Genomic DNA, 21,035 nt, shown 5'->3' on the forward strand with positions numbered 1-21,035 from the left:
CCCCGCGCCTGCGAACCCCGCGAAGCAGGACTCTGACGGGGGGCTTCTTTATAGATGCGGTTCAGGGGTGCGCCAACAGCTCGGTCAACTCACTGACCTGAGCGATTTCGCGCATATCGTCGGGCATCGCACGAATGCTCAGGGCCTTGCCGGCCGCCTGAGCATCGCGCATGAAACACAGCAGCAGCGACAAGCCGACGCTGCTGGACTTCTCCACCGCGGAGCAATCGACCACCAGCGCAGCCGCGTTGCTGGACTTGATCAGCGCCTGACCCTGCTTGCGCAGGTCCGGGCCTGTCCGGTAATCCAGCACGCCGCTGAGCCGCAGTTCGCCGGCGTCGCTCATGCGAATGGCCGACTCACTCATTGGGTTTGCTTCTCGGTGGATTTTTCGGTGGCTTCCTTGGCTTTAGCGACTTCCCCGGCCCAACCATTGATGGTCTTGTCCAGGTCGTTGCCATTGCGCTGCATCGCATCAGCGAACTGATCGCGGAACAGCTTGCCGATGTTGATGCCGTTGATGATCACGTTGCGCAGCTTCCACTCGCCGTTGATCTTCTCGAGTGTGTAAGACACAGGATAGATCGCGCCGCTGCTGCCTTTGACCGTCATGCCAACGCTTGTACGGTCTCCCGACTCATCCTTGGCAGGATCGACGATGATGCCCTGGTTGTCGTACTCCAGCAGGGCATTGCCGTAGAACTGAAACAGGCCTTTCTTGAAGTTTTCTTGAAACGTGCGCATTTGCTCAGGCGTGGCTTTGCGCGAGTACTTGACCGTCATGATGCTCTTGGAAATGCCCTCGGCATCCACTACAGGGCCAACGATGGTGTTCAGGGCCGTATAAAAGCCTTGTGGGTCCTGCTTGTACTTTGCCTTGTTGGCGGCAAGGTCCGCCAACAACCGGGTTGTGGTGTCCTGTACCAGATCGTGCGCGGAAGGCGCCGCCACAGCGTTAGCCATCAACGGCAAGGCCGCGAGCAATATCAACAGGCCACGTCGCAAGATAGAGATCATTGAAAAGCTCCTCATTTGGCGTCTTTGCTAACGGTATTGAGTAGAAATTTACCGATCAGGTCCTCGAGCACCAGCGACGACTGCGTATCGTGGATGGTTCCACCATCCTTGAGCAGGGTTTGTTCCCCGCCCACGCTGATACCGATGTATTTCTCACCCAACAGGCCAGCGGTCAGGATAGATGCAGTGGAGTCAGTCGGCAGGTTATCTACGCGTTTTTCCAGTTGCATGGTCACCCGACCGGTGAAGCTGTCACGGTCCAGATCGATCGCCGTGACCTTGCCGATAGTCACACCGGCCATGGTCACTTTAGCTCTGACCGTCAAACCGGCGATATTATCGAAATATGCATAAAGCTTATAAGTATCGGTGCTCGGGCTCGGGGACAGACCACTGACCCGCAACGCAAGCAACAGCAAAGCCAGGATGCCAGCCAGCAAGAAAAGGCCGACACCGATTTCCAGGGTGCGGTTTTGCATCAGAAATCTCCAAACATCAAGGCGGTCAAAATAAAGTCCAGGCCGAGTACCGCCAGAGAGGCGTACACCACGGTCTTGGTAGTGGCACGACTGATCCCCTCGGAAGTGGGCTCGCAGTCATAGCCTTGGAATACGGCGATCCAGGTCACGACGAAGGCAAAAACGATGCTTTTGATAATGCCGTTGAGCACATCGTCGACAAACGTCACGCTGTTTTGCATGTTCGACCAGTAGGAGCCTTCATAGACACCCAGCCAGTCGACGGCCACCCACGAACCGCCCCAGATACCCACCACGCTGAAAATCATCGCCAGCACCGGCAGGGAAATGAAGCCGGCCCACAGGCGCGGGGCAATAATGTACTTGAGCGGGTCGACCCCGATCATTTCCAGGCTGGACAGTTGCTCGGTGGACTTCATGTTGCCGATTTCGGCGGTCAGCGCCGAACCCGCGCGCCCGGCGAACAGCAAGGCCGTGACCACTGGCCCCAGCTCACGCAGCAGCGTCAGCGCAACCATCTGCCCGACCGCCTGCTCCGAACCGTAGCTGGACAGAATGTTGAAGCCCTGCAGCGCCAGCACCATGCCGATGAACACCCCGGAGACCACGATGATCACCAGGGACATCACCCCCACCGAATGCAGCTGCTTGACCAGCAGGCCAAAACCGCCGCCGATGCCGCCACGACCGAGCAAGGCATGAAACAGGAACAGCGCCGAACGTCCGAACACCGCCAGCACATCGATGCCGGCGTGGCCGAAACGGCGCACTCTTTCTATCAGTGAAATCTTGCGCATCAGCGCTTCCCCAGAAGATCTGCGCGGTAATCCGTCGCTGGAAAGTGGTATGCGACCGGGCCGTCGGGCTCGCCAGTCATGAACTGGCGTATCCGTGGCTCCTGCGAATTCATCAATTCCTCGGGAGTCCCCTGCCCCAACACCTGACCTTCGCCGACGACATAGATGTAGTCCGCAATGCTCGCGGTCTCGGCCAGATCATGGGAGACCACGATACTGGTGATGCCCAGCGCATCGTTGAGCAAACGGATCAGGCGCACCAGCACACCCATGGCGATCGGGTCCTGGCCGACAAAGGGCTCGTCATACATGAGAATTTGCGGATCGAGGGCAATCGCCCGGGCCAGCGCGACTCGACGCTTCATCCCGCCGGACAATTCGTCAGGCATCAGGTCGATGGCGCCACGCAAGCCCACGGCCTGCAATTTGAGCAGGACAATGTCGCGAATCATTTCTTCCGGCAGCGCGGTATGAACGCGCAGCGGAAAGGCGACGTTCTCGAACACATCGAGATCGGTAAACAGTGCGCCGCTCTGAAACAGCACGCCCATGTGCTTGCGCGCATCGAACAAATCGCTGCGCGACAACGTTGGCAGGTTCTGGCCGTTGACCCAGACTTCGCCGCTGCTGGGGCGCAATTGTGCACCCATCAGCCGCAACAGCGTGGTCTTGCCACACCCGGAAGGCCCCATGATGCCGGTGACCTTGCCGCGTGGGATGCGGATATCGACGTTATTGAAAATGCTGCGCGCACCGCGCTTGAAGGTCAGTCCCTTCAGCTCGACCGCGTAGGCGTTATCGGCACTCATCTAAACTCCTTGCGATGCAGCCTCTCACTCGGACGCCTGGCTTTCTGACGAAAGCACATACCTCCCCGGGCAGGCCGAACTGGCGGCGAACTATATCACTGCAAAGGCCAAGCGCCCAAGGCCCAAGCCGGGCACGTTCAGCAACATGACCACCTGAAATCATCTATTTAGAGGGTTTCGGTCACAAGGAATGACAAAGCGCGACGAACTTGCGTGAGGGTTTTGATCATTACCGTTATAATCGCCGCCTTTTCATCAGGCTATACGATTTCTGACATGAGCCAATCCAGCGACCTGATTCAATCTGCACAACGCACCATCCGTCTCGAACTGGAAGCCGTGCAAGGCTTGCTACCCCATATCGACGCAGATTTCGTACGCGCTTGCGAGATGATTCTGGCCAGCAAAGGCCGCGTAGTCGTGGTCGGCATGGGCAAATCGGGGCATATCGGCAACAAAATTGCCGCCACCCTGGCCAGCACCGGCACCACGGCGTTCTTCGTGCATCCAGCCGAAGCCAGCCACGGCGACATGGGCATGATCACGCGTGACGACATCATTCTGGCACTGTCGAACTCCGGCTCCACCAATGAAATCGTCACCCTGCTGCCACTGATCAAGCGCCTGGGCATCAAATTGATCAGCGTCACCGGCAATCCCGACTCAGCGCTGGCCAAGGCTGCCGAGGTCAACCTCAACGTTCACGTCGAGCACGAAGCCTGCCCATTGAACCTGGCGCCAACCTCCTCGACCACCGCCGCTCTGGTGATGGGCGATGCCCTGGCGGTGGCTCTGCTGGAAGCCCGTGGTTTTACCGCTGAAGATTTCGCCTTTTCCCATCCCGGCGGTGCGCTTGGTCGACGCCTGCTGCTGAAAGTGGAAAACGTCATGCACGCCGGGCAAGAGCTGCCGCAGGTTCAACGCGGCACCCTGCTCAAGGACGCATTGATGGAAATGACCCGCAAGGGCCTGGGCATGACCGTGATTCTGGAAGCCGACGGCAAACTCGCCGGGATCTTCACCGACGGCGATCTGCGTCGCACCCTGGACCGCAGCATCGACATCCATAGCGCCACCATCGATCAGGTCATGACCGCCCACGGCAAAACCGCACGTGCCGAGATGCTTGCCGCCGAGGCGCTGAAAATCATGGAAGACCACAAGATCAACGCGCTGGTCGTAGTCGACAATGAAGACCGTCCGGTCGGCGCCTTGAACATGCACGATTTGCTGCGCGCAGGAGTAATGTAATGAGCACGGACCTGCTGCAACGCGGCAAACAGATCAAACTGGCGGTATTCGACGTCGACGGCGTGCTGACCGACGGGCGCCTGTACTTCCTCGAAGACGGCAGCGAGTTCAAGACCTTCAACACCCTCGACGGCCAGGGCATCAAGATGTTGATGGCAGCCGGCGTGCAGACCGCTATCATCAGCGGCCGCAAGACCCCGGTGGTCGAACGGCGGGCGAAGAATCTCGGCATTCCACACCTGTATCAGGGTCGCGAAGACAAACTGGTGGTGCTCGACGAGCTCCTTGCCCAACTCAACCTAAGCTATGAACAAGTGGCCTACCTCGGCGACGACCTGCCGGACCTGCCGGTAATTCGCCGCGTCGGCCTGGGCATGGCTGTGGCCAACGCCGCCAGCTTCGTGCGCGAACACGCCCACGGCATCACCCAGGCCCGCGGCGGCGAGGGTGCCGCGCGCGAATTTTGCGAATTGATCCTGCGCGCCCAGGGCCGCCTCGATGCGGCCAACGCCGCGTACCTGTGAGCCCATCATGCTGAGCAAAAAGATTCGCAACATCCTGATATTCGGTTGCATCGCAGCGCTATTCGCTGCGGTCGGCTACTGGAACATCAGCCCGGAACGCTTCCTCGACAAGCAAGTGGCGCATGTCGATGAAGCCATGATCGACTACTACGCCACCAACGCCCACAGCGTGCAGTACCTGCCCGATGGCAAACTGCAGTACGAGATGACCTCGGACAAGGTCGAGCACGTGAAAGCGACCGATGTGACGTTGCTGACCAAGCCCGACCTGAACATGTTTCGCGGCACCGAGTTCCCGTGGCACGTGCAGAGTGAGCGTGGCGAGGTCAATTCTGGCGGCACTGAAGTGGAACTGATTGACTCGGTGCGTATCGCACGCACCGACGAGAAAAACCGCAACACCCTGATTACCACCACCCGCATGACAGTGTTCCCCCAGCAGCAATATGCGCAGACCGAGCAACCCGTTAGAATCGACGGCGCTGGCGGTGTATCGACTGGCAAGGGAATGAAAGCGTATTTGAAAGAAAGCAGGATACACCTGCTATCGAACGTAAGAGGACAGTATGAGGCTCGTTAAAACCCTCCCTATTTTGCTCAGTCTGGGCGCTGCACTGGGAAGCGTGAGCGCCTGGGCTCTGCCGAACGATCAGCAGCAGCCTATCCGCATTCAGGCCGACGACGCCCAACTGGACGACAAGAATGGCGTTGCCACCTATAAAGGTGACGTGATCATCACCCAGGGCTCGATGAAGGTCACCGGCAACACCGTGACCATCACTCGCACCCCGACTGGCGACATCGACGTGGTGACCTCGGTGGGCAACCTGGCGTACTTCGAGCAGGTGCAAACTGCTGGCGATACCAAGCCGGTTCAGGGTTGGGGCGTGACCATCCAATATCACGCCGCGCAAAATCGCGTCGTACTGATCGACAAGGCCAAAGTTGTCGACAAGGACAACAACGTCACCCAGGGCGAAAAAATCGTCTATGACACGGTCAAGAAACTCGCCAGCGCCGGTCGCGCCACGGGCAACAAGGTCACTGAATCGCGTCCGCGTATCGACATGGTGATCCAGCCGAAGAAGAAAACCGACGAGAAAACCCAGTAATGGCAACTCTGAAAGCTCAGCATCTGGCCAAGAGCTACAAGAGCCGCCAGGTCGTGCGTGACGTCAGCCTGTCCATCGACAGCGGCCAGATCGTCGGCCTGCTTGGCCCCAACGGCGCCGGCAAAACCACCTGTTTCTACATGATCGTCGGCCTGGTACAGGCCGATCAGGGTCGCGTACTGATCGATGACCTGGACGTCAGCCACCAGCCGATGCACGGTCGCGCAAAGGCAGGTATCGGCTATCTTCCGCAAGAAGCGTCGATCTTCCGCAAACTGTCGGTGACCGACAACATCATGGCCATCCTCGAGACCCGCAAGGAACTCGACAAGGCCGGTCGCCGCAAAGAGCTGGAAAGCCTGCTGCAGGAATTTCACATCCACCACATCCGTGACAGCCTTGGCATGAGCCTGTCCGGTGGCGAACGCCGTCGGGTGGAAATCGCCCGGGCACTGGCCACCAACCCGAAATTCATCCTCCTCGACGAACCCTTCGCCGGCGTGGACCCGATCTCGGTGGGCGACATCAAGCAGATCATCCATCACCTCAAGGCCAAAGGCATTGGCGTGCTGATCACTGACCACAACGTTCGTGAAACCCTGGACATCTGCGAAACCGCCTACATCGTCAACGATGGCCAGCTGATCGCTGAAGGTGACTCCGCCACCATCCTGGCCAACGAACTGGTCAAGGAAGTGTATCTGGGCCATGAGTTCCGCCTGTAAGCGCTGAGGTGCCTGACCAGTCGCCTCGGTGCTCGTCTCAATAAAAAATCAATAGTTTTTTATTGTTACAGCGCTCTAGGCAAACACTTCAGTTTCAGGCATATAATTTGCTTATGTTTGGCGCTTCGGCGCCCTGTAGTGGATGGCGCATGTGCGCCGGCGAATAAGGTGTTAAGCCCCTGCCATGAAACCATCGCTAGTCTTGAGAATGGGCCAGCAGCTGACGATGACACCGCAGCTGCAACAGGCCATCCGCCTGCTCCAATTGTCGACCCTGGACCTGCAACAGGAAATCCAGGAGGCCCTGGAGTCCAATCCGATGCTCGAACGCCAGGAAGAAGGCGACGACTTCGATAACGCCGACCCCTTGGCCGACAAAGCCGAACAGCAACCCAACGCCGACATTCAGGAACCCTCCTACCAGGAAACCGCCCCGACGGTGGATAACCTTGAGGAAGGCGACTGGAACGAGCGCATTCCCAACGAATTGCCTGTCGATACCGCCTGGGAAGACGTCTACCAGACCAGCGCCAGCAGCCTGCCGAGCAACGATGACGACGAGTGGGATTTCACCACCCGTACTTCGGCCGGTGAAAGCCTGCAAAGCCATTTGCTCTGGCAACTGAACCTGGCACCGATGTCCGACACCGATCGCCTGATCGCTGTGACCCTGATCGACTGCATCAACAATCAGGGCTATCTGGACGAAACCCTCGAGGAAATCCTAGAGGCCTTCGACCCGGAACTGGACATCGAACTGGACGAAATCGAAGCCGTCCTGCACCGCATCCAGCAATTCGAGCCCGCCGGTATCGGCGCCCGCAACCTCGGCGAATGCCTGCTGCTGCAACTGCGCCAACTGCCTGCCAAGACCCCTTGGCTGACCGAGGCCAAGCGCCTGGTCACCGATTACATCGACCTGCTCGGCAGCCGCGACTACAGCCAGCTGATGCGCCGCATGAAGCTCAAGGAAGATGAACTGCGCCAGGTGATCGAACTGGTCCAGAGCCTCAACCCGCGCCCGGGTTCGCAAATCGAGTCCACCGAAGCCGAATACGTCGTTCCCGACGTGATCGTGCGCAAGGACAACGAGCGCTGGCTGGTGGAGCTGAACCAGGAGTCGGTGCCACGCCTGCGGGTCAACGCCCAATACGCCGGCTTCGTACGCCGCGCCGATACCAGCGCTGATAACACCTTCATGCGCAATCAGCTGCAGGAGGCTCGCTGGTTCATCAAGAGCCTGCAAAGCCGTAACGAAACCCTGATGAAAGTGGCCACCCAGATCGTTGAGCATCAACGCGGCTTCCTGGAGTACGGCGACGAGGCCATGAAGCCGTTGGTGCTGCATGACATCGCCGAAGCGGTGGGCATGCACGAATCGACGATTTCACGGGTGACCACGCAAAAATTCATGCATACCCCACGGGGCATCTATGAACTGAAATACTTTTTTTCCAGCCACGTCAGCACCTCCGAAGGCGGTGAATGCTCGTCCACGGCGATCCGCGCGATCATCAAAAAACTGGTTGCTGCGGAAAATCAGAAAAAGCCGTTGAGTGACAGCAAGATCGCTGGTTTACTGGAGGCACAAGGCATTCAGGTGGCTCGCCGCACCGTCGCCAAGTACCGCGAATCCCTCGGGATCGCGCCTTCGAGCGAACGCAAGCGGTTGATGTAGAGCCACGCCACAGCGTTCCAGTGGTAGATCATCTGATCTACCGCTTTATGCACTGGCAACGAAGGAGAAGCTGTATGCAAGTCAACATCAGTGGACACCAACTGGAAGTGACCGAACCTCTTCGCACCTACATCGGCGAAAAACTCGAACGATTAGAGAGGCATTTCGACAAAATCACCAACGTGCAGGTCACGATGACGGTCGAGAAGCTCAAGCAGAAAATCGAAGCCACACTGCATATTCCCGGCAATGAAGTGGTCGCTAACGCGGAACATACCGATATGTACGCAGCGATCGACGCACTGACCGACAAGCTGGATAAACAACTCAAAAAGCATAAGGAAAAGACCCAGAGCCTCCTCCAGGGCGCTACCGGTCGTTAACACTCCCAACCCATGATCCGACTTGAAAGCATCCTGACCCCCGGCCGTTCCCTCGTGAACGTGCCGGGCGGCAGTAAAAAGAAAGCCCTCGAGCAAATTGCCAACCTCATCCATCGCGAAGTGCCGGATCTGGCCATGCAGGATGTCTTCGAGAGTCTGGTCGCCCGTGAAAAACTCGGTTCCACCGGTTTTGGCAACGGTATCGCCATCCCCCACTGCCGTCTCAAGGGCTGCGAATCGCCCATCAGTGCCTTGATGCACCTGGATGCACCCATCGATTTCGACGCCATCGACGGTGCCCCGGTTGACCTGCTGTTTGTACTGCTGGTCCCGGAAGCCGCCACCGATGCGCACCTGGAGCTGCTGCGCCAGATCGCCAGCATGCTTGATCGCAAGGAAGTGCGTGAAAAACTGCGCAGCGCCCCGAGCAACCAAGCCTTGTATCAGGTTGTCCTGGACGAGCAAAACGGTCATTAATCATGCGCCTGATCATCGTCAGTGGCCGCTCCGGCTCAGGTAAAAGCACCGCCCTCGATGTTCTCGAGGACAACGGCTACTACTGCATCGACAACCTGCCTGCCGGACTGTTGCCGGAACTGGCCGAACGCGCGCTGATTCATACCGAACTGGCACAACCGCTGGTGGCCGTGTCCATTGATGCACGCAACTTGCCGAGCCACCTGTCACGGTTTCCCGAATTGCTGGAAGAAGTCCGCAGCCGGCATATCCAGTGCGATGTGCTGTATCTGGACGCCGATGAAGAGACCCTGCTCAAACGTTTTTCGGAAACCCGCCGTCGTCACCCGCTGAGTAGCGCCAATCGCTCGCTGGCGGAGGCGATAGAGGACGAAACAAATCTGCTGGGGCCGATCGCCGATCTGGCCGACCTCAAGGTCAACACCACCAGTCTGAACCTGTATCAACTACGCGATACCATCAAGCTGCGCCTGCTGAATCAGCCGGAGCCCGGTACTGCGTTTCTGGTGGAGTCTTTCGGGTTCAAGCGTGGCATGCCGGTGGACGCCGATCTGGTGTTCGACGTGCGCTGCCTGCCCAACCCTTACTGGAAACCGGAGCTGCGGGCACAGTCCGGGCTCGATCAACCGGTGGCCGAGTACCTGGCGGCGCAGCCGGATGTCGAAGAGATGTTCCAGGACATTTCCACCTACTTGCTCAAGTGGCTGCCCCGCTTTGCCGCCAGCAACCGCGCCTATGTCACCATTGCCATTGGCTGCACCGGCGGGCATCACCGCTCTGTCTACCTGACCGAACGTCTGGGTCAGGTCCTGCAACAATCCCTGAAGAACGTCCAGGTTCGCCACCGCGACCTCAGCTAAAGGATTCACATCGCGATGCCTGCTCTGGAAATCGAAATCATCAACAAGCTGGGCCTGCATGCCCGCGCATCTGCAAAGTTTGTCGGGGTGGCCGGGCAGTTCCCGTGCCAGATCAGGGCCGGCCGCACTCCAGAGACAATGGTCGACGGCAAAAGCATCATGGCCATGATGATGCTGGCCGCGGGAAAAGGCACCACAATCCACCTGAGTACCGAAGGCGAACAAGAGCTGGAAGCGCTGGATGCGCTGGTGGCGCTGATCAACAACTTCTTCGACGAAGGCGAATAAACTTCAAAAAAAACGCGCCACCCGATTGGGTGGCGCGTTTTTTTGTGCAGCAGTCGCAGCTTAGCTACCCGCCACCGTCATCCGCTCGATCAACACCGACCCCGTGCGAATGTTGCTGCGCAACTCCAGGTCATTACCGACCGCAATGATCTGCTTGAACATGTCACGCATGTTGCCGGCAATAGTCACTTCCTGGACCGCGAACTGGATTTCGCCGTTCTCGACCCAGAAACCCGCCGCGCCACGGGAGTAATCGCCAGTGACCATGTTCAGGCCCTGCCCCATCAATTCAGTAACCAGTAGGCCACGGCCCATGCGGCGCAGCAAGGCCGCCTGATCTTCGTCGCCATGGGTGACGAACAGGTTGTGCACGCCACCGGCATTGGCGGTGCTCGGCATGCCCAGTTTGCGACCGGAATAGGTGCCAAGCACGTAGGACACCAGCTCACCGTTTTCCACGAACGGCTTGGCGTAGGTCGCCAGGCCATCGCCGTCAAAGGCTGAGCTGCCCAGGGCGCGCATCAAGTGCGGACGCTCATCGATGGTCAGCCATTCCGGGAACAGTTTCTGCCCCAGCGTGCCTTCGAGGAATGACGATTTGCGATACAGACTGCCGCCGGAAATCGCCGAGAGGAAACTGCCGAACAAACCGCCGGCCAGTTCCGCGGAAAACAGCACCGGCACTTCGCAGGTCGGCACCGGGCGTGCGCCCAAGCGACTTGCCGCCCGTTGCGCCGCACGCTGGCCGATGCTCTCCGGGCTGGCCAACAAATTGCCCTGCCGGTTCACGTCATACCAGTAATCGCGCTGCATCTGCCCGTCGGCTTCGGCAATCATCACGCAGCTGAGGCTGTGCCGGGTCGAGGCATAACCGCCAACAAAACCGTGGCTGTTGCCGTAAACCCGGCAGCCCTGGTGAGTGCTGAGGGTAGTGCCGTCGGCATTCTTGATCCGGCTGTCGGCGGCAAATGCCGCTGCTTCACAGGCCAGGGCCTGCTCGATGGCTTGTTCCGGGGTGATGTTCCACTGATGGAACAGGTCGAAATCCTGCAGGTCCTTGGCCATCAGCGCGGCATCCGCCAGGCCTGAGGCTTCGTCTTCAGACGTGTGCTTGGCAATGGCCAGCGCAGCGGCGACGGTTTCGCGAATCGCTTCCGGGCCGCTGGCCGAGGTGCTGGCCGAGCCTTTGCGTTGCCCTACATACAAGGTGATGCCAAAGCCCTGGTCGCGGTTGAACTCAACGGTTTCGACTTCCCGCTGACGGACCGTGGTCGACAGGCCCTGCTCCAGCGACACCGCCACTTCACAGGCACTGGCGCCCTGGCGCCTGGCTTCAGCAATGATCTGCTCGACTTGCTCTTGCAGTGCCGGCAACGCTTGTGGGCCGACGCTTTCAACTGCACTCATGCTGTTCTCCACTCAAATTCTGCTTTCGGTAACGGTCATCGAGCGACCGGGCCGGACAAGCGGCCCCCGACTGGTTATCATGGCGGCGTTTCTTTGCGGACGGCCACCATGGTTGATTCTTACGACGACTCCCTCGATACGGGAGAAAAAAGCAAATCCCAGGTCAAACGCGAGCTGCATGCTCTGGTTGACCTCGGCGAGCGCCTTACAACACTCAAGCCTGACCTGCTGGCAAAACTGCCGTTGACCGACGCTTTGCGCCGGGCTCTGGCCGATGCGCCCAAGCACACCGCGAACATCGCGCGTAAACGGCACCTTCAGTTCATCGGCAAGCTGATGCGCGATCAGGACACTGGCGCCATTCTCACTCTGCTCGATCAACTCGATGCCTCCACCCGGCAGTACAACGAACGTTTCCACGGCCTGGAACGCTGGCGTGATCGCTTGATCGCAGGCGACGACGCCGTCCTGGAGAAGTTCGTCGTCGATTACCCGGAGGCCGATCGTCAACAATTGCGCTCCCTGATCCGTCAGGCCCAGCACGAACTGGCGGCCAACAAGCCACCGGCTTCGAGCCGTAAAATCTTCAAGTACATCCGTGAGCTGGACGAGACTCAACGCGGTTTGCGTTAAATAAAGCCAACGGCATCCTTCGTGTAGGAGCTGCCGCAGGCTGCGATCTTTTGATCTTTCCTTTAAAAATCCAAAGTCAAAAGATCGCAGCCTGCGGCAGCTCCTACACGGATCTTGTACATCCTTACGCGCCTGTGCCACCCACAGTGATCGCATCAATCTTCAGCGTTGGCTGCCCGACACCCACCGGCACCGACTGCCCATCCTTGCCACACGTTCCCACACCGCTGTCCAGCGCCAGATCGTTGCCGACCATCGACACCCGGCTCATGGCTTCCGGCCCGTTGCCGATCAACGTCGCGCCTTTGACCGGGGCAGTAATCTTGCCGTCTTCGATCAGGTACGCCTCGCTGGTGGAGAACACGAACTTGCCACTGGTGATGTCCACCTGACCGCCGCCGAGGTTGGCGCAGTAGATGCCTTTTTTCACCGAGGCGATGATTTCCGCCGGGTCGCTTTCGCCACCGAGCATGTAAGTGTTGGTCATGCGCGGCATCGGCAGGTGCGCGTAGGATTCGCGACGACCGTTGCCGGTGCGGGCCACACCCATCAGGCGCGCGTTGAGCTTGTCCTGCATATAACCTTTGAGCACGCCGTTTTCGATCAGTGTGGTGCACTCGGTCGGCGTGCCTTCGTCGTCGACGCTCAGCGAACCTCGGCGCCCGGCGAGGGTACCGTCATCGACGATGGTGCAAAGCTTCGATGCAACCATCTCGCCCATGCGCCCGCTGTAGGCCGAACTGCCCTTGCGGTTGAAATCGCCTTCCAGACCATGGCCGACGGCTTCGTGCAGCAACACGCCAGACCAACCCGAACCCAACACCACCGGCAACGTACCGGCCGGCGCCGGGATGGCTTCCAGGTTCACCAGCGCCTGACGCAACGCTTCACGGGCATAGCCCATGGCGCGGTCTTCGCTGAGGAAATAGCGGTAGTCGGTACGACCGCCACCGCCATGGCCGCCGCGCTCACGGCGACCGTTCTGCTCGACGATCACACTGACGTTGAAACGCACCAGCGGCCGCACATCCGCCGCCAGGCCGCCATCGGTAGAGGCAATCAGAATCCGCTCCCAGACCCCGGCCATGCTCACGGTGACTTGCTGGATACGCGGGTCGAGGGCGCGGGTCGCCACGTCGATGCGCTTGAGCAGCTCGACTTTCTCGGCGCGGGTCATCACTTCCAGCGGGTTGTCCGGCCCATATAACTGGGCGACATCCTGCGTTGTGAACGCCTGCACGGTGCCATTCTGCCCGGCCCGGGAGATCGAACGGGCCGCACGGGCCGCCGCGCCCAGCGCTTCGAGGGTGATCGCATTGCTGTAGGCGAAACCGGTTTTTTCGCCCGATTGCGCACGCACGCCGACACCCTGGTCGAGGTTGAAGCTGCCTTCCTTGACGATCCCGTCTTCCAGCGCCCAAGACTCGGAAATCTGCCCCTGGAAATACAGGTCGGCGGCATCGATGCCCGGGCCGGCCAGATCGCCGAGCACACCTTGCAGGCTCTCGATCGTTACGCCGCCGGGCGCCAGAAGGTGTTCACTGACAGAGGACAACAACTCGCTCATATGCTTTACGCCTTAAATTCGTCGTTCTGATGCAGGTCGCTGGGCGCCCTGCGAGAAAAAGCGCCGGTGAGTGGACACCGGCATCCGCGCCCTGATGGACGCCTGTTCGCTGCTGTCGCGTTCGGCCAGCAGCACGGCCTCGCCCTGATCCTGTTGTGCCAGCACGCGCCCCCATGGGTCGATAATCGCGGCATGACCAAAGGTTTCTCGCGGTCCCGGATGAGTGCCACCCTGGGCGGCCGCGAGCATATAACATTGAGTTTCAATGGCCCGCGCGCGAATCAGCACGTCCCAATGGGCCGCGCCGGTCACCGCGGTAAAGGCCGACGGGGCGGTAATCAATTCCGCGCCGGCAGCACGCAATTCGCTGTACAGCTCCGGGAAGCGCAAGTCGTAACACACCGTCAGGCCGACTCGACCGACCGGCGTATCGGCAACCACCACGCCACTGCCATAAGCATAGTCATCGGATTCGCGATAACGCCCGCGATTGTCCGCCACGTCCACGTCGAACAGGTGCAGCTTGTCGTACCGCGCCACGGTCTCGCCCTGATCATCGACCAGCAACGAGCACGCATGCGCTTTGGCTGTCGGTTGATCCACCGGCGGCAACGGCAACGTGCCGGCCACTATCCATAATTTGAGGTCGCGGGCGGTCTGTTTCAACCACGGCAGGATCGGGCCTTCGCCCAAGGCTTCGGCGCGGCCGATGTCGGCAATGTCGCGACGGCCCATGGCAGCGAAGTTTTCCGGCAGCACGGCAAGCTGCGCCCCACCGGACGCCGCCTGCTCAAGCAGACGACGGGCCTGGGCCAGATTGGCCAGCACGTCGCTCTGGCTGACCATTTGAATCACCGCTACAGACATGGCCATTTCCTTATCTGGAATCAACACATACCCGTAGGAGCAGCCTGCGGCAGCTCCTACGGGGGACTTACGGCCATGCTACTCCATAGGCCTGGAAAGTGGCTTTTCAAAAAGGCTTGTCGAAGGTGATTTTCGGCTCTTTCCACGGGCCTTTGACGGTGTATGCGACGCTGGCGAAACGCGCCACGCGGTCACCGATCAGCTTATCGATCAGGAACAGCGCCCCGCCGACGGCCGGTGCGCCGACGATCAGCGCGGCAATCGGCAGATTGTTGGTCACCGGCAAGGTCACCAGCAACTTGGCATCGACCTGATCAGCCACCAGGTCCAGGGTGCCGTTGAGCTCCAGGTTGCTCGACGGGCCGGTCAGCCGGATCGGCTCACGGGTCACGTAGACCCCGTTGCTCGCGACCAACAGCCCTTTGACCCGGTCATAGCTCAAGCCTTTGCCGAACAGGTCGGAAAAGTCCAGGCGCAGGCGGCGGCCGATGGAGTTGAAGTTGAGCAGACCAAATACCCGTAGAGCCTGGGCGCTGCCCTCGACCTCAACGAACTGACCTTTATTGAGCGATGCATCAAGAGTACCGGAGAAGCGCTTGGTGGCCAGCCACGCCGGTGAGCCGGGCCAGCGACCGTCGACATCCATGTGAAACTCTTCACTGGTGACGCTCGGCGCAAAGCCCCAGCCCTTGAGCACGTCGGCGAGGTTCTTGCCACTGACCCGGCCCTTGTACCAACTGCTGGAATTGCCGGGCGTGCCTTCCCAACCGCCGCTGCCCTGCAGGAAGATGCCCTTGAGGCCCAGATCCAGAGTATTAAGGGCAATGCCCTTGGCGGTCGGACGGACTTTCAGTTGCCAGCCACCCACCAGATCCTGGCCCTGGAACAGCTGATTGATGGTGATATCCAGCGCCGGGATCTTCGTCGGGTCTACGGTGGCCAGCGGGTCCGGCGAATTCTCGTCGGCCAGCACCGTCGGGTCTGGCGCCGGCAAACGTACGTATTGCAGATTGACCGCAATCGGTGCGGCTTTCGCATCGGGAATACCGACGGTGCCCTTGGCCTGCTGACTGTCGAGTTGCAGGGCCCAGGCGGCCGGCTTGCGCGTCAACTGCACCGACGCCTCATCAAGGGTGGTGCCGAAACCGCTGAGCTTGCCAACCTTGAAATCCGCGCCGCTGAGCAATTGCTTGGCGCTGCCACCCGGATCCTGGCCAGCGTACTTGCTTACAAGATCCTGCCAGGGAGACACATCCAGCTCGGACAGTACACCGCGCACGCGCAGGCCTTTGTTGCCAGGCAACACAGCGTCGCCACCGCCGAGAAACAACTCACCGCGACCGTCGACGAAATTGCCGGTCGGTGCCGCAAACGTGAAGTTCGCCAACTCACCATAGTTGACCCAGTAACGCCGCTCCGGTCCTTGCAGGGTCATGCGGAACACAGTGTCGCGGCCAACATCGGCCGCCATGCCGAACGGCGCCGGCAAATCCACCGCCACGCCTTTGAGATTGGAGCTGACTATCAATTGGCTGTCGGCGCCATCAAGGTTCAGTTGCAGCTGATAAGGGACCACACCGGACACCGGCAGCGGCTGAGTGACGTTGAGCCATTCGGTGAGCTTCTTGACCTCGACCTGACCCGCTGCGGTGACCCTAGTGTTGAGCTTGCCCGCACTGCCATCGGCGAAAATCTGCGCGGTCACGGGCTTGTCGAACGCTCGTGCGGTGATCTTCTGCCCGCTCAAACCCTTGGCGCTGTCGAAGCGGAAGTCGCCCTTGAGTTGTGTCAGTTCCAGGGTGGGCTCGCGAAGCTTCAAACGGGCCTTGTCGGTCTTGAAGTCGACGAGGATTTTCGGTTGCTCACCTTTGACCAGCGGGATATCCAGGTTGACCTTGCCTTGCAGATCGCCCTCGCCCTCCCAGCCAGCGAAGGTGTCGGCGGTACCGATCGGAGCTTCCTGCAGAATCTTCAGGCCATCGCCCAACCCGCCAGCAAACCCGCCATCGAGGAACAGGTGGGGGCTCTGTCCGGCAGGCACATGGGGAATATTGACGTAGACGTCGTTGACCTGGGTGTCGAGCAATTGCCCCTTGCTCGCGAGAATCCGCACGCCGCTGTCTTCGATGAACACATCGCCGCTGACCTTGCTGACATGCGGCCAACCCGGCTGAAACGCCAGCTCGGCATCGTGAACCTTGAAAAACAGGCTGATGCTGCGAGCCGTTTCGGCGGCGCCGTGGTTCAGCGAACCCTGGTACTGGAAGAAACCTTCATCCACCGCACCTTTGAGGATCGCCGTGCGCAGCCATTCGTCCAGCGCCGGGCTCAACACGGCCGGCAGATACTTGGCGGTGTAGCGACCGTCGCCGTCGACCAGGCCGACCCGCAGGTCCATGTAGTCTTCCTGGGTGTGATCGAAATGCAAGCGGATCAGGAAGTCGCCGGCAATCTTGCCCTCTTCGCCCAGCACCTTCAGGTACGGCGCGATCAGGGTGAAACCTTCTTTATCGAGCTTCCAGGTCAACCGCGCATTGGCCTGAATGTACTGCCATGGCTTGGCGAAAATCGGGTCCAGGTGCAGGGAGAAATCCTTGCTGTCCATTCGCAACTCGCCCTGACCGAGGTCGCCGCTGATGCTGCCGCTGACGTTTCGCGCTGCCGGGGCGCCGTGATAGGCGTCGAAGCCGACCTTTTCTAGATTGGCGGCAAAGCTGAATTTGCTGTCATCGGTAGCCGCGGGGCGCAGGTCGATCAGCACGTTGCGCAATACCCCGGTGACCTTGAGCCGCTCGACGGCCGTGGCGACACCTTCCGGGAGCGGCCCCAAGGCGTTCAGCAACGGGGTGAGCGGCGTGAGGTCGATGCGGTCGGCTTGCAGATGCAAAAGCTCTGGCGTCTCGTCGGTCGCCGCGGTTTGTTGAAATTGCAGTTTCGATTCCCAGCGGGTTTCACCCAGGCTCATCGCCAGAGAATCCAGGGTTACCAGGACGCCTGTGGAACTGCGCTGGAAATAGCCGTTAAGCGCCAGATTGTTGATCCGGATCGGCTTGCGCTCGGCGTAGGCGCCGTTGAGTTGCGGCGCGTTCAAACGGATCGCGGCACTTTGCAGGGCGCCCTCGCGCCAGTTCACCCAGAGCTCGCCACCGGCCTTTATCTCGGAGAAATTCCATTGTTGGGTCAGGCGCTCGGGCAACCATTTCGACCAATCGCTTTGCGGCAGGCTCAAGTAAGCCTCAACCTCGCCATCCTGCCACTGGCTGGCGCGGATACGGGTGCGCAGGCTCATCGCAACCGGCTGACCGTCGGGCAGGGTCATACGGGCGTCGAGGCGCTGACGCGACACACCGGTTCTCAGATTGAGGCCAACGTAGGTCAGGGTCAGCGGCGGCTGATCCAGTGGCTGCAAGGTCACCTGGCTGTCGAGCACCGACAGTTGCTGGACCATCTGCATGCGATTGAGCAACTGCTCCGGGTCCAGCGGCTGATCCTGCCGCACCGGCAACCCTTCCAGCACCCAATGACCGTCCTCGCCTTCCTTGAGGCTGATCTTCAGGCCGTTGAGTTCGAGATGTGCGATGCGTATTTCGCGCGCCAGCAGGCTGGCCCAGATATCCGGCACCGCGCGCACCTGGTCCAGGCGCAAGGCATTGGAACCCTCGCCGACCATCACGTCATGGGCCAGCAGAACCGGGGCGAGGCCACTCCAGTTGCCCTCCAGCTCACCGATGTGCAGCGGCATGCCCACGGCGGCGCTGGCTTTGGCTTCGACGTCGGCACGGTATTCGGCCACCAGCGGCGTCAGCTCCCGGCCGAGACTGACGAACAGCGCCATCAACACCAAAACCAACGCGCACAGGCCCAGACCCCAGCGGGTCAATGCGGCCAAAATGCGTGTCAGACCGTCCATGTCAGTTGGCTCCCATGGCAAAAATACTGCAAAAAGCTGAGGCCAGCCGTTCTAGTGGTATTGAAATACAACGCTTCAGAGCAGCACCACGTCGTATTGTTCCTGGGAATACATGGTTTCTACCTGAAACCGAATGGTGCGCCCGATAAACCCTTCGAGTTCGGCGACGTTGCCCGACTCTTCATCGAGCAAGCGGTCGACCACTTTCTGGTTCGCCAGCACGCGATAGCCTTCGGCCTGATAGGCACGGGCCTCACGCAGGATTTCGCGGAAAATCTCGTAGCACACGGTTTCCGGAGTCTTGAGCTTGCCGCGCCCCTGGCAGCTGCTGCACGGTTCGCACAGCACTTGCTCGAGACTTTCGCGGGTGCGCTTGCGGGTCATCTGCACCAGGCCCAACTCGGTGATGCCGATGATGTTGGTCTTGGCGTGATCGCGCTCCAGTTGCTTCTCGAGGGTGCGCAACACCTGACGCTGATGCTCTTCATCTTCCATGTCGATGAAGTCGATGATGATGATCCCGCCCAGGTTGCGCAGACGCAGTTGACGGGCAATGGCGGTGGCGGCTTCGAGGTTGGTCTTGAAGATGGTTTCTTCGAGATTGCGATGACCGACGAAGGCTCCGGTGTTGACGTCGATAGTGCTCATGGCTTCCGCCGGGTCGACCACCAGATAGCCACCGGATTTGAGCGGCACCTTGCGCTCCAGGGCTTTCTGGATTTCGTCTTCGACGCCATACAGGTCGAAAATCGGCCGTTCGCCCGGATAATGCTCCAGACGGTCGGCGATTTCCGGCATCAGTTCGGCGACGAACTGTGTGGTTTTCTGGAAGGTTTCCCGGGAGTCGATGCGGATCTTTTCGATCTTCGGGCTCACCAGGTCGCGCAAGGTGCGCAACGCCAGGCCGAGGTCTTCGTAGATCACGCTCGGCGCGTTGATGGTTTTGATCTGGGCATTGATCTGGTCCCAAAGCCTGCGCAGGTAACGGATGTCCATGAGGATTTCATCGGCCCCGGCCCCTTCGGCAGCGGTACGCAGAATGAAACCGCCGGCCTCCTTGATACCTTCTTTCTCCACGCAGTCGGTGACCACTTGCTTGAGGCGTTCGCGCTCGGCTTCGTCTTCGATCTTCAGGGAAATACCGACGTGGGCAGTGCGCGGCATGTACACCAGATAGCGCGACGGGATCGACAGTTGCGTGGTCAGACGTGCGCCTTTGGAGCCGATCGGGTCCTTGGTGACTTGCACCACCAGGCTTTGGCCTTCGTGAACCAGCGAGCTGATGCTCTCCACCGCCGGGCCTTCGCGCAGGGAAATTTCCGAGGCGTGAATGAATGCGGCGCGGTCCAGCCCGATATCGACGAAGGCGGCCTGCATGCCCGGCAATACCCGCACGACCTTGCCTTTATAGATGTTGCCAACGATCCCGCGTTTTTGCGTGCGCTCGACATGGACCTCTTGCAGAACACCGTTTTCGACCACCGCCACGCGTGATTCCATCGGCGTGATGTTGATCAGGATCTCTTCACTCATGGCAGGGTCTCGTTCAGGCATGTTCACGATAATGGCCGCATCTTGTCAGTACGACGCTCAGTGCGCGTTAAGGGTTTGCCAACAGGGTATGCCGAAATGGCCGAGTAGTTCTGCGGTTTCGCACAGCGGCAAACCGACCACCGCCGAGTAGCTGCCATTGAGCCCGGCGACGAACACCGCGCCCAGCCCTTGAATCCCGTAGCCGCCCGCCTTGTCCCGGGGTTCGCCGCTGGCCCAGTAGGCCGCCGCTTCGTCGTGGCCGATGGTGCGAAAACGCACCAGACTGCGCACCACCAGAGACTCGCAACGTTCACCATCGTGCACCGCAATCGCCGTCAGCACTTCATGCTCACACCCGGACAACAGCATAAGCATGGCGCACGCTTCGGCTTCATCCACCGGCTTGCCGAGAATTTTCCCGTCCAGCACCACGGCAGTGTCGGCGCCCAGCACGCAGAAATCCGCGTCGGACACGATCGCCCCGCGCCCGACCTCGGCCTTGCCGCGCGCCAGACGCTCGACATAGGCCGATGGGGACTCTTCAGGGAAAGGGGTCTCGTCGATGTCCGCGCTGATGGCGGTGAACGGCACGCCGATCTGCGTGAGCAGTTCACGCCGACGCGGCGAGCCTGAGGCGAGGTACAGCTGTTTCATCAAGACATCTCCCTGTCTAGTGCCCTGTCTCACGAATACTGTTCCTTTTTGGCGAGACAGGGCA

22 protein-coding genes are annotated in these 21,035 nt (G+C 60.1%); 11 read left to right on the plus strand and 11 right to left on the minus strand.

Going from position 1 to position 21,035, the window contains the following annotated elements; translation table 11 throughout:
• Positions 1-61 precede the first annotated feature (61 nt).
• Genes AC1RO5_RS28760 through AC1RO5_RS28780 form a run of 5 tightly spaced genes read right to left on the minus strand, consistent with a single transcriptional unit; the run spans position 62 to position 3,102 of the window.
• Positions 62-367 (minus strand): STAS domain-containing protein, encoded by a 306-nt coding sequence (locus tag AC1RO5_RS28760; protein ID WP_493179068.1) that lies wholly within the window; start codon positions 365-367, stop codon positions 62-64.
• Positions 364-1,017 (minus strand): MlaC/ttg2D family ABC transporter substrate-binding protein, encoded by a 654-nt coding sequence (locus AC1RO5_RS28765; protein WP_493179070.1) that lies wholly within the window; start codon positions 1,015-1,017, stop codon positions 364-366. The genes AC1RO5_RS28760 and AC1RO5_RS28765 overlap by 4 nt, the downstream gene beginning before the upstream one ends.
• A gap of 11 nt (positions 1,018-1,028) precedes the next feature.
• Positions 1,029-1,496, minus strand: a complete 468-nt coding sequence (mlaD, locus tag AC1RO5_RS28770) for an outer membrane lipid asymmetry maintenance protein MlaD (RefSeq protein ID WP_019647659.1) — start codon at positions 1,494-1,496, stop codon at positions 1,029-1,031.
• Positions 1,496-2,293: a lipid asymmetry maintenance ABC transporter permease subunit MlaE gene (gene mlaE / locus AC1RO5_RS28775; protein WP_007901556.1), complete on the minus strand. Its 798-nt coding sequence runs from the start codon at positions 2,291-2,293 to the stop codon at positions 1,496-1,498. The genes mlaD and mlaE overlap by 1 nt, the downstream gene beginning before the upstream one ends.
• Positions 2,293-3,102 carry an ATP-binding cassette domain-containing protein gene (locus AC1RO5_RS28780; RefSeq protein WP_493179072.1) on the minus strand — a complete coding sequence of 270 codons (810 nt, stop codon included), beginning with the start codon at positions 3,100-3,102 and terminating at the stop codon, positions 2,293-2,295. The genes mlaE and AC1RO5_RS28780 overlap by 1 nt, the downstream gene beginning before the upstream one ends.
• 276 nt (positions 3,103-3,378) lie before the next feature.
• Between AC1RO5_RS28780 and AC1RO5_RS28785 the strand changes: the two genes are divergently transcribed.
• From AC1RO5_RS28785 to AC1RO5_RS28830, 10 genes are all read left to right on the plus strand, one after another.
• Positions 3,379-4,353, plus strand: a complete 975-nt coding sequence (locus AC1RO5_RS28785) for a KpsF/GutQ family sugar-phosphate isomerase (protein WP_493179074.1) — start codon at positions 3,379-3,381, stop codon at positions 4,351-4,353.
• Entirely contained in the window at positions 4,353-4,877 is a 525-nt protein-coding gene (locus AC1RO5_RS28790) for a KdsC family phosphatase (RefSeq protein WP_008037377.1), read from the plus strand. The genes AC1RO5_RS28785 and AC1RO5_RS28790 overlap by 1 nt, the downstream gene beginning before the upstream one ends.
• A gap of 7 nt (positions 4,878-4,884) precedes the next feature.
• Positions 4,885-5,457: an LPS export ABC transporter periplasmic protein LptC gene (gene lptC, locus AC1RO5_RS28795; RefSeq protein WP_493179076.1), complete on the plus strand. Its 573-nt coding sequence runs from the start codon at positions 4,885-4,887 to the stop codon at positions 5,455-5,457.
• Positions 5,444-5,989 (plus strand): lipopolysaccharide transport periplasmic protein LptA, encoded by a 546-nt coding sequence (lptA, locus tag AC1RO5_RS28800; protein WP_493179078.1) that lies wholly within the window; start codon positions 5,444-5,446, stop codon positions 5,987-5,989. The genes lptC and lptA overlap by 14 nt, the downstream gene beginning before the upstream one ends.
• Positions 5,989-6,714 (plus strand): LPS export ABC transporter ATP-binding protein, encoded by a 726-nt coding sequence (gene lptB, locus AC1RO5_RS28805; protein WP_018927206.1) that lies wholly within the window; start codon positions 5,989-5,991, stop codon positions 6,712-6,714. The genes lptA and lptB overlap by 1 nt, the downstream gene beginning before the upstream one ends.
• Positions 6,715-6,898: 184 nt before the next feature.
• The gene (locus AC1RO5_RS28810) at positions 6,899-8,392 is read left to right on the plus strand and encodes an RNA polymerase factor sigma-54 (protein WP_026331852.1); all 1,494 of its coding nucleotides are present in this window, start codon (positions 6,899-6,901) and stop codon (positions 8,390-8,392) included.
• A 74-nt stretch (positions 8,393-8,466) separates the two neighbouring features.
• On the plus strand, positions 8,467-8,775 hold the full coding sequence (hpf, locus tag AC1RO5_RS28815) for a ribosome hibernation-promoting factor, HPF/YfiA family (RefSeq protein WP_007941242.1): 309 nt from the start codon (positions 8,467-8,469) through the stop codon (positions 8,773-8,775).
• A 12-nt stretch (positions 8,776-8,787) separates the two neighbouring features.
• Positions 8,788-9,252: a PTS IIA-like nitrogen regulatory protein PtsN gene (ptsN, locus tag AC1RO5_RS28820; protein ID WP_493179079.1), complete on the plus strand. Its 465-nt coding sequence runs from the start codon at positions 8,788-8,790 to the stop codon at positions 9,250-9,252.
• Positions 9,253-9,254: 2 nt separating this feature from the next.
• Entirely contained in the window at positions 9,255-10,112 is an 858-nt protein-coding gene (gene rapZ / locus AC1RO5_RS28825; protein ID WP_493179081.1) for an RNase adapter RapZ, read from the plus strand.
• Positions 10,113-10,127: 15 nt separating this feature from the next.
• Positions 10,128-10,400: an HPr family phosphocarrier protein gene (locus AC1RO5_RS28830; protein WP_493179082.1), complete on the plus strand. Its 273-nt coding sequence runs from the start codon at positions 10,128-10,130 to the stop codon at positions 10,398-10,400.
• 60 nt (positions 10,401-10,460) lie between these two features.
• Here AC1RO5_RS28830 and pmbA read toward each other — a convergent pair whose 3' ends face one another.
• Positions 10,461-11,807 (minus strand): metalloprotease PmbA, encoded by a 1,347-nt coding sequence (gene pmbA, locus AC1RO5_RS28835; RefSeq protein ID WP_493179083.1) that lies wholly within the window; start codon positions 11,805-11,807, stop codon positions 10,461-10,463.
• Between the two features lie 108 nt (positions 11,808-11,915).
• Here pmbA and yjgA point away from each other — a divergent pair, with 108 nt between their 5' ends.
• Positions 11,916-12,440, plus strand: a complete 525-nt coding sequence (gene yjgA, locus AC1RO5_RS28840; RefSeq protein ID WP_493179085.1) for a ribosome biogenesis factor YjgA — start codon at positions 11,916-11,918, stop codon at positions 12,438-12,440.
• A 124-nt stretch (positions 12,441-12,564) separates the two neighbouring features.
• Here yjgA and tldD read toward each other — a convergent pair whose 3' ends face one another.
• The 5 genes from tldD to AC1RO5_RS28865 form a co-directional block, all read right to left on the minus strand.
• Positions 12,565-14,007, minus strand: coding sequence for a metalloprotease TldD (tldD, locus tag AC1RO5_RS28845; protein ID WP_007941229.1), 1,443 nt, complete (start codon positions 14,005-14,007; stop codon positions 12,565-12,567).
• Positions 14,008-14,019: 12 nt separating this feature from the next.
• Positions 14,020-14,874, minus strand: coding sequence for a carbon-nitrogen hydrolase family protein (locus AC1RO5_RS28850; RefSeq protein WP_493179087.1), 855 nt, complete (start codon positions 14,872-14,874; stop codon positions 14,020-14,022).
• A gap of 106 nt (positions 14,875-14,980) precedes the next feature.
• Positions 14,981-18,784 (minus strand): YhdP family protein, encoded by a 3,804-nt coding sequence (locus AC1RO5_RS28855; protein WP_493179089.1) that lies wholly within the window; start codon positions 18,782-18,784, stop codon positions 14,981-14,983.
• A gap of 75 nt (positions 18,785-18,859) precedes the next feature.
• Positions 18,860-20,317 carry a ribonuclease G gene (gene rng / locus AC1RO5_RS28860; RefSeq protein ID WP_019647649.1) on the minus strand — a complete coding sequence of 486 codons (1,458 nt, stop codon included), beginning with the start codon at positions 20,315-20,317 and terminating at the stop codon, positions 18,860-18,862.
• Between the two features lie 57 nt (positions 20,318-20,374).
• Complete coding sequence (locus AC1RO5_RS28865) at positions 20,375-20,971, minus strand: Maf family protein (RefSeq protein WP_493179091.1); 597 nt, start codon at positions 20,969-20,971, stop codon at positions 20,375-20,377.
• Positions 20,972-21,035: the final 64 nt, after the last annotated feature.

This window comes from Pseudomonas sp. GW822-FHT02G04, assembly GCF_058802085.1.

Bases quoted from the DNA above. Each gene is read 5' to 3' on its own strand.
- AC1RO5_RS28760 (WP_493179068.1), bottom strand. From the start codon at position 367: ATGAGTGAGTCGGCCATTCGCATGAGCGACGCCGGCGAACTGCGGCTC.
- AC1RO5_RS28765 (WP_493179070.1), bottom strand. From the start codon at position 1,017: ATGATCTCTATCTTGCGACGTGGCCTGTTGATATTGCTCGCGGCCTTG.
- mlaD (WP_019647659.1), bottom strand. From the start codon at position 1,496: ATGCAAAACCGCACCCTGGAAATCGGTGTCGGCCTTTTCTTGCTGGCT.
- mlaE (WP_007901556.1), bottom strand. From the start codon at position 2,293: ATGCGCAAGATTTCACTGATAGAAAGAGTGCGCCGTTTCGGCCACGCC.
- AC1RO5_RS28780 (WP_493179072.1), bottom strand. From the start codon at position 3,102: ATGAGTGCCGATAACGCCTACGCGGTCGAGCTGAAGGGACTGACCTTC.
- AC1RO5_RS28785 (WP_493179074.1), top strand. From the start codon at position 3,379: ATGAGCCAATCCAGCGACCTGATTCAATCTGCACAACGCACCATCCGT.
- AC1RO5_RS28790 (WP_008037377.1), top strand. From the start codon at position 4,353: ATGAGCACGGACCTGCTGCAACGCGGCAAACAGATCAAACTGGCGGTA.
- lptC (WP_493179076.1), top strand. From the start codon at position 4,885: ATGCTGAGCAAAAAGATTCGCAACATCCTGATATTCGGTTGCATCGCA.
- lptA (WP_493179078.1), top strand. From the start codon at position 5,444: ATGAGGCTCGTTAAAACCCTCCCTATTTTGCTCAGTCTGGGCGCTGCA.
- lptB (WP_018927206.1), top strand. From the start codon at position 5,989: ATGGCAACTCTGAAAGCTCAGCATCTGGCCAAGAGCTACAAGAGCCGC.
- AC1RO5_RS28810 (WP_026331852.1), top strand. From the start codon at position 6,899: ATGAAACCATCGCTAGTCTTGAGAATGGGCCAGCAGCTGACGATGACA.
- hpf (WP_007941242.1), top strand. From the start codon at position 8,467: ATGCAAGTCAACATCAGTGGACACCAACTGGAAGTGACCGAACCTCTT.
- ptsN (WP_493179079.1), top strand. From the start codon at position 8,788: ATGATCCGACTTGAAAGCATCCTGACCCCCGGCCGTTCCCTCGTGAAC.
- rapZ (WP_493179081.1), top strand. From the start codon at position 9,255: ATGCGCCTGATCATCGTCAGTGGCCGCTCCGGCTCAGGTAAAAGCACC.
- AC1RO5_RS28830 (WP_493179082.1), top strand. From the start codon at position 10,128: ATGCCTGCTCTGGAAATCGAAATCATCAACAAGCTGGGCCTGCATGCC.
- pmbA (WP_493179083.1), bottom strand. From the start codon at position 11,807: ATGAGTGCAGTTGAAAGCGTCGGCCCACAAGCGTTGCCGGCACTGCAA.
- yjgA (WP_493179085.1), top strand. From the start codon at position 11,916: ATGGTTGATTCTTACGACGACTCCCTCGATACGGGAGAAAAAAGCAAA.
- tldD (WP_007941229.1), bottom strand. From the start codon at position 14,007: ATGAGCGAGTTGTTGTCCTCTGTCAGTGAACACCTTCTGGCGCCCGGC.
- AC1RO5_RS28850 (WP_493179087.1), bottom strand. From the start codon at position 14,874: ATGTCTGTAGCGGTGATTCAAATGGTCAGCCAGAGCGACGTGCTGGCC.
- AC1RO5_RS28855 (WP_493179089.1), bottom strand. From the start codon at position 18,784: ATGGACGGTCTGACACGCATTTTGGCCGCATTGACCCGCTGGGGTCTG.
- rng (WP_019647649.1), bottom strand. From the start codon at position 20,317: ATGAGTGAAGAGATCCTGATCAACATCACGCCGATGGAATCACGCGTG.
- AC1RO5_RS28865 (WP_493179091.1), bottom strand. From the start codon at position 20,971: ATGAAACAGCTGTACCTCGCCTCAGGCTCGCCGCGTCGGCGTGAACTG.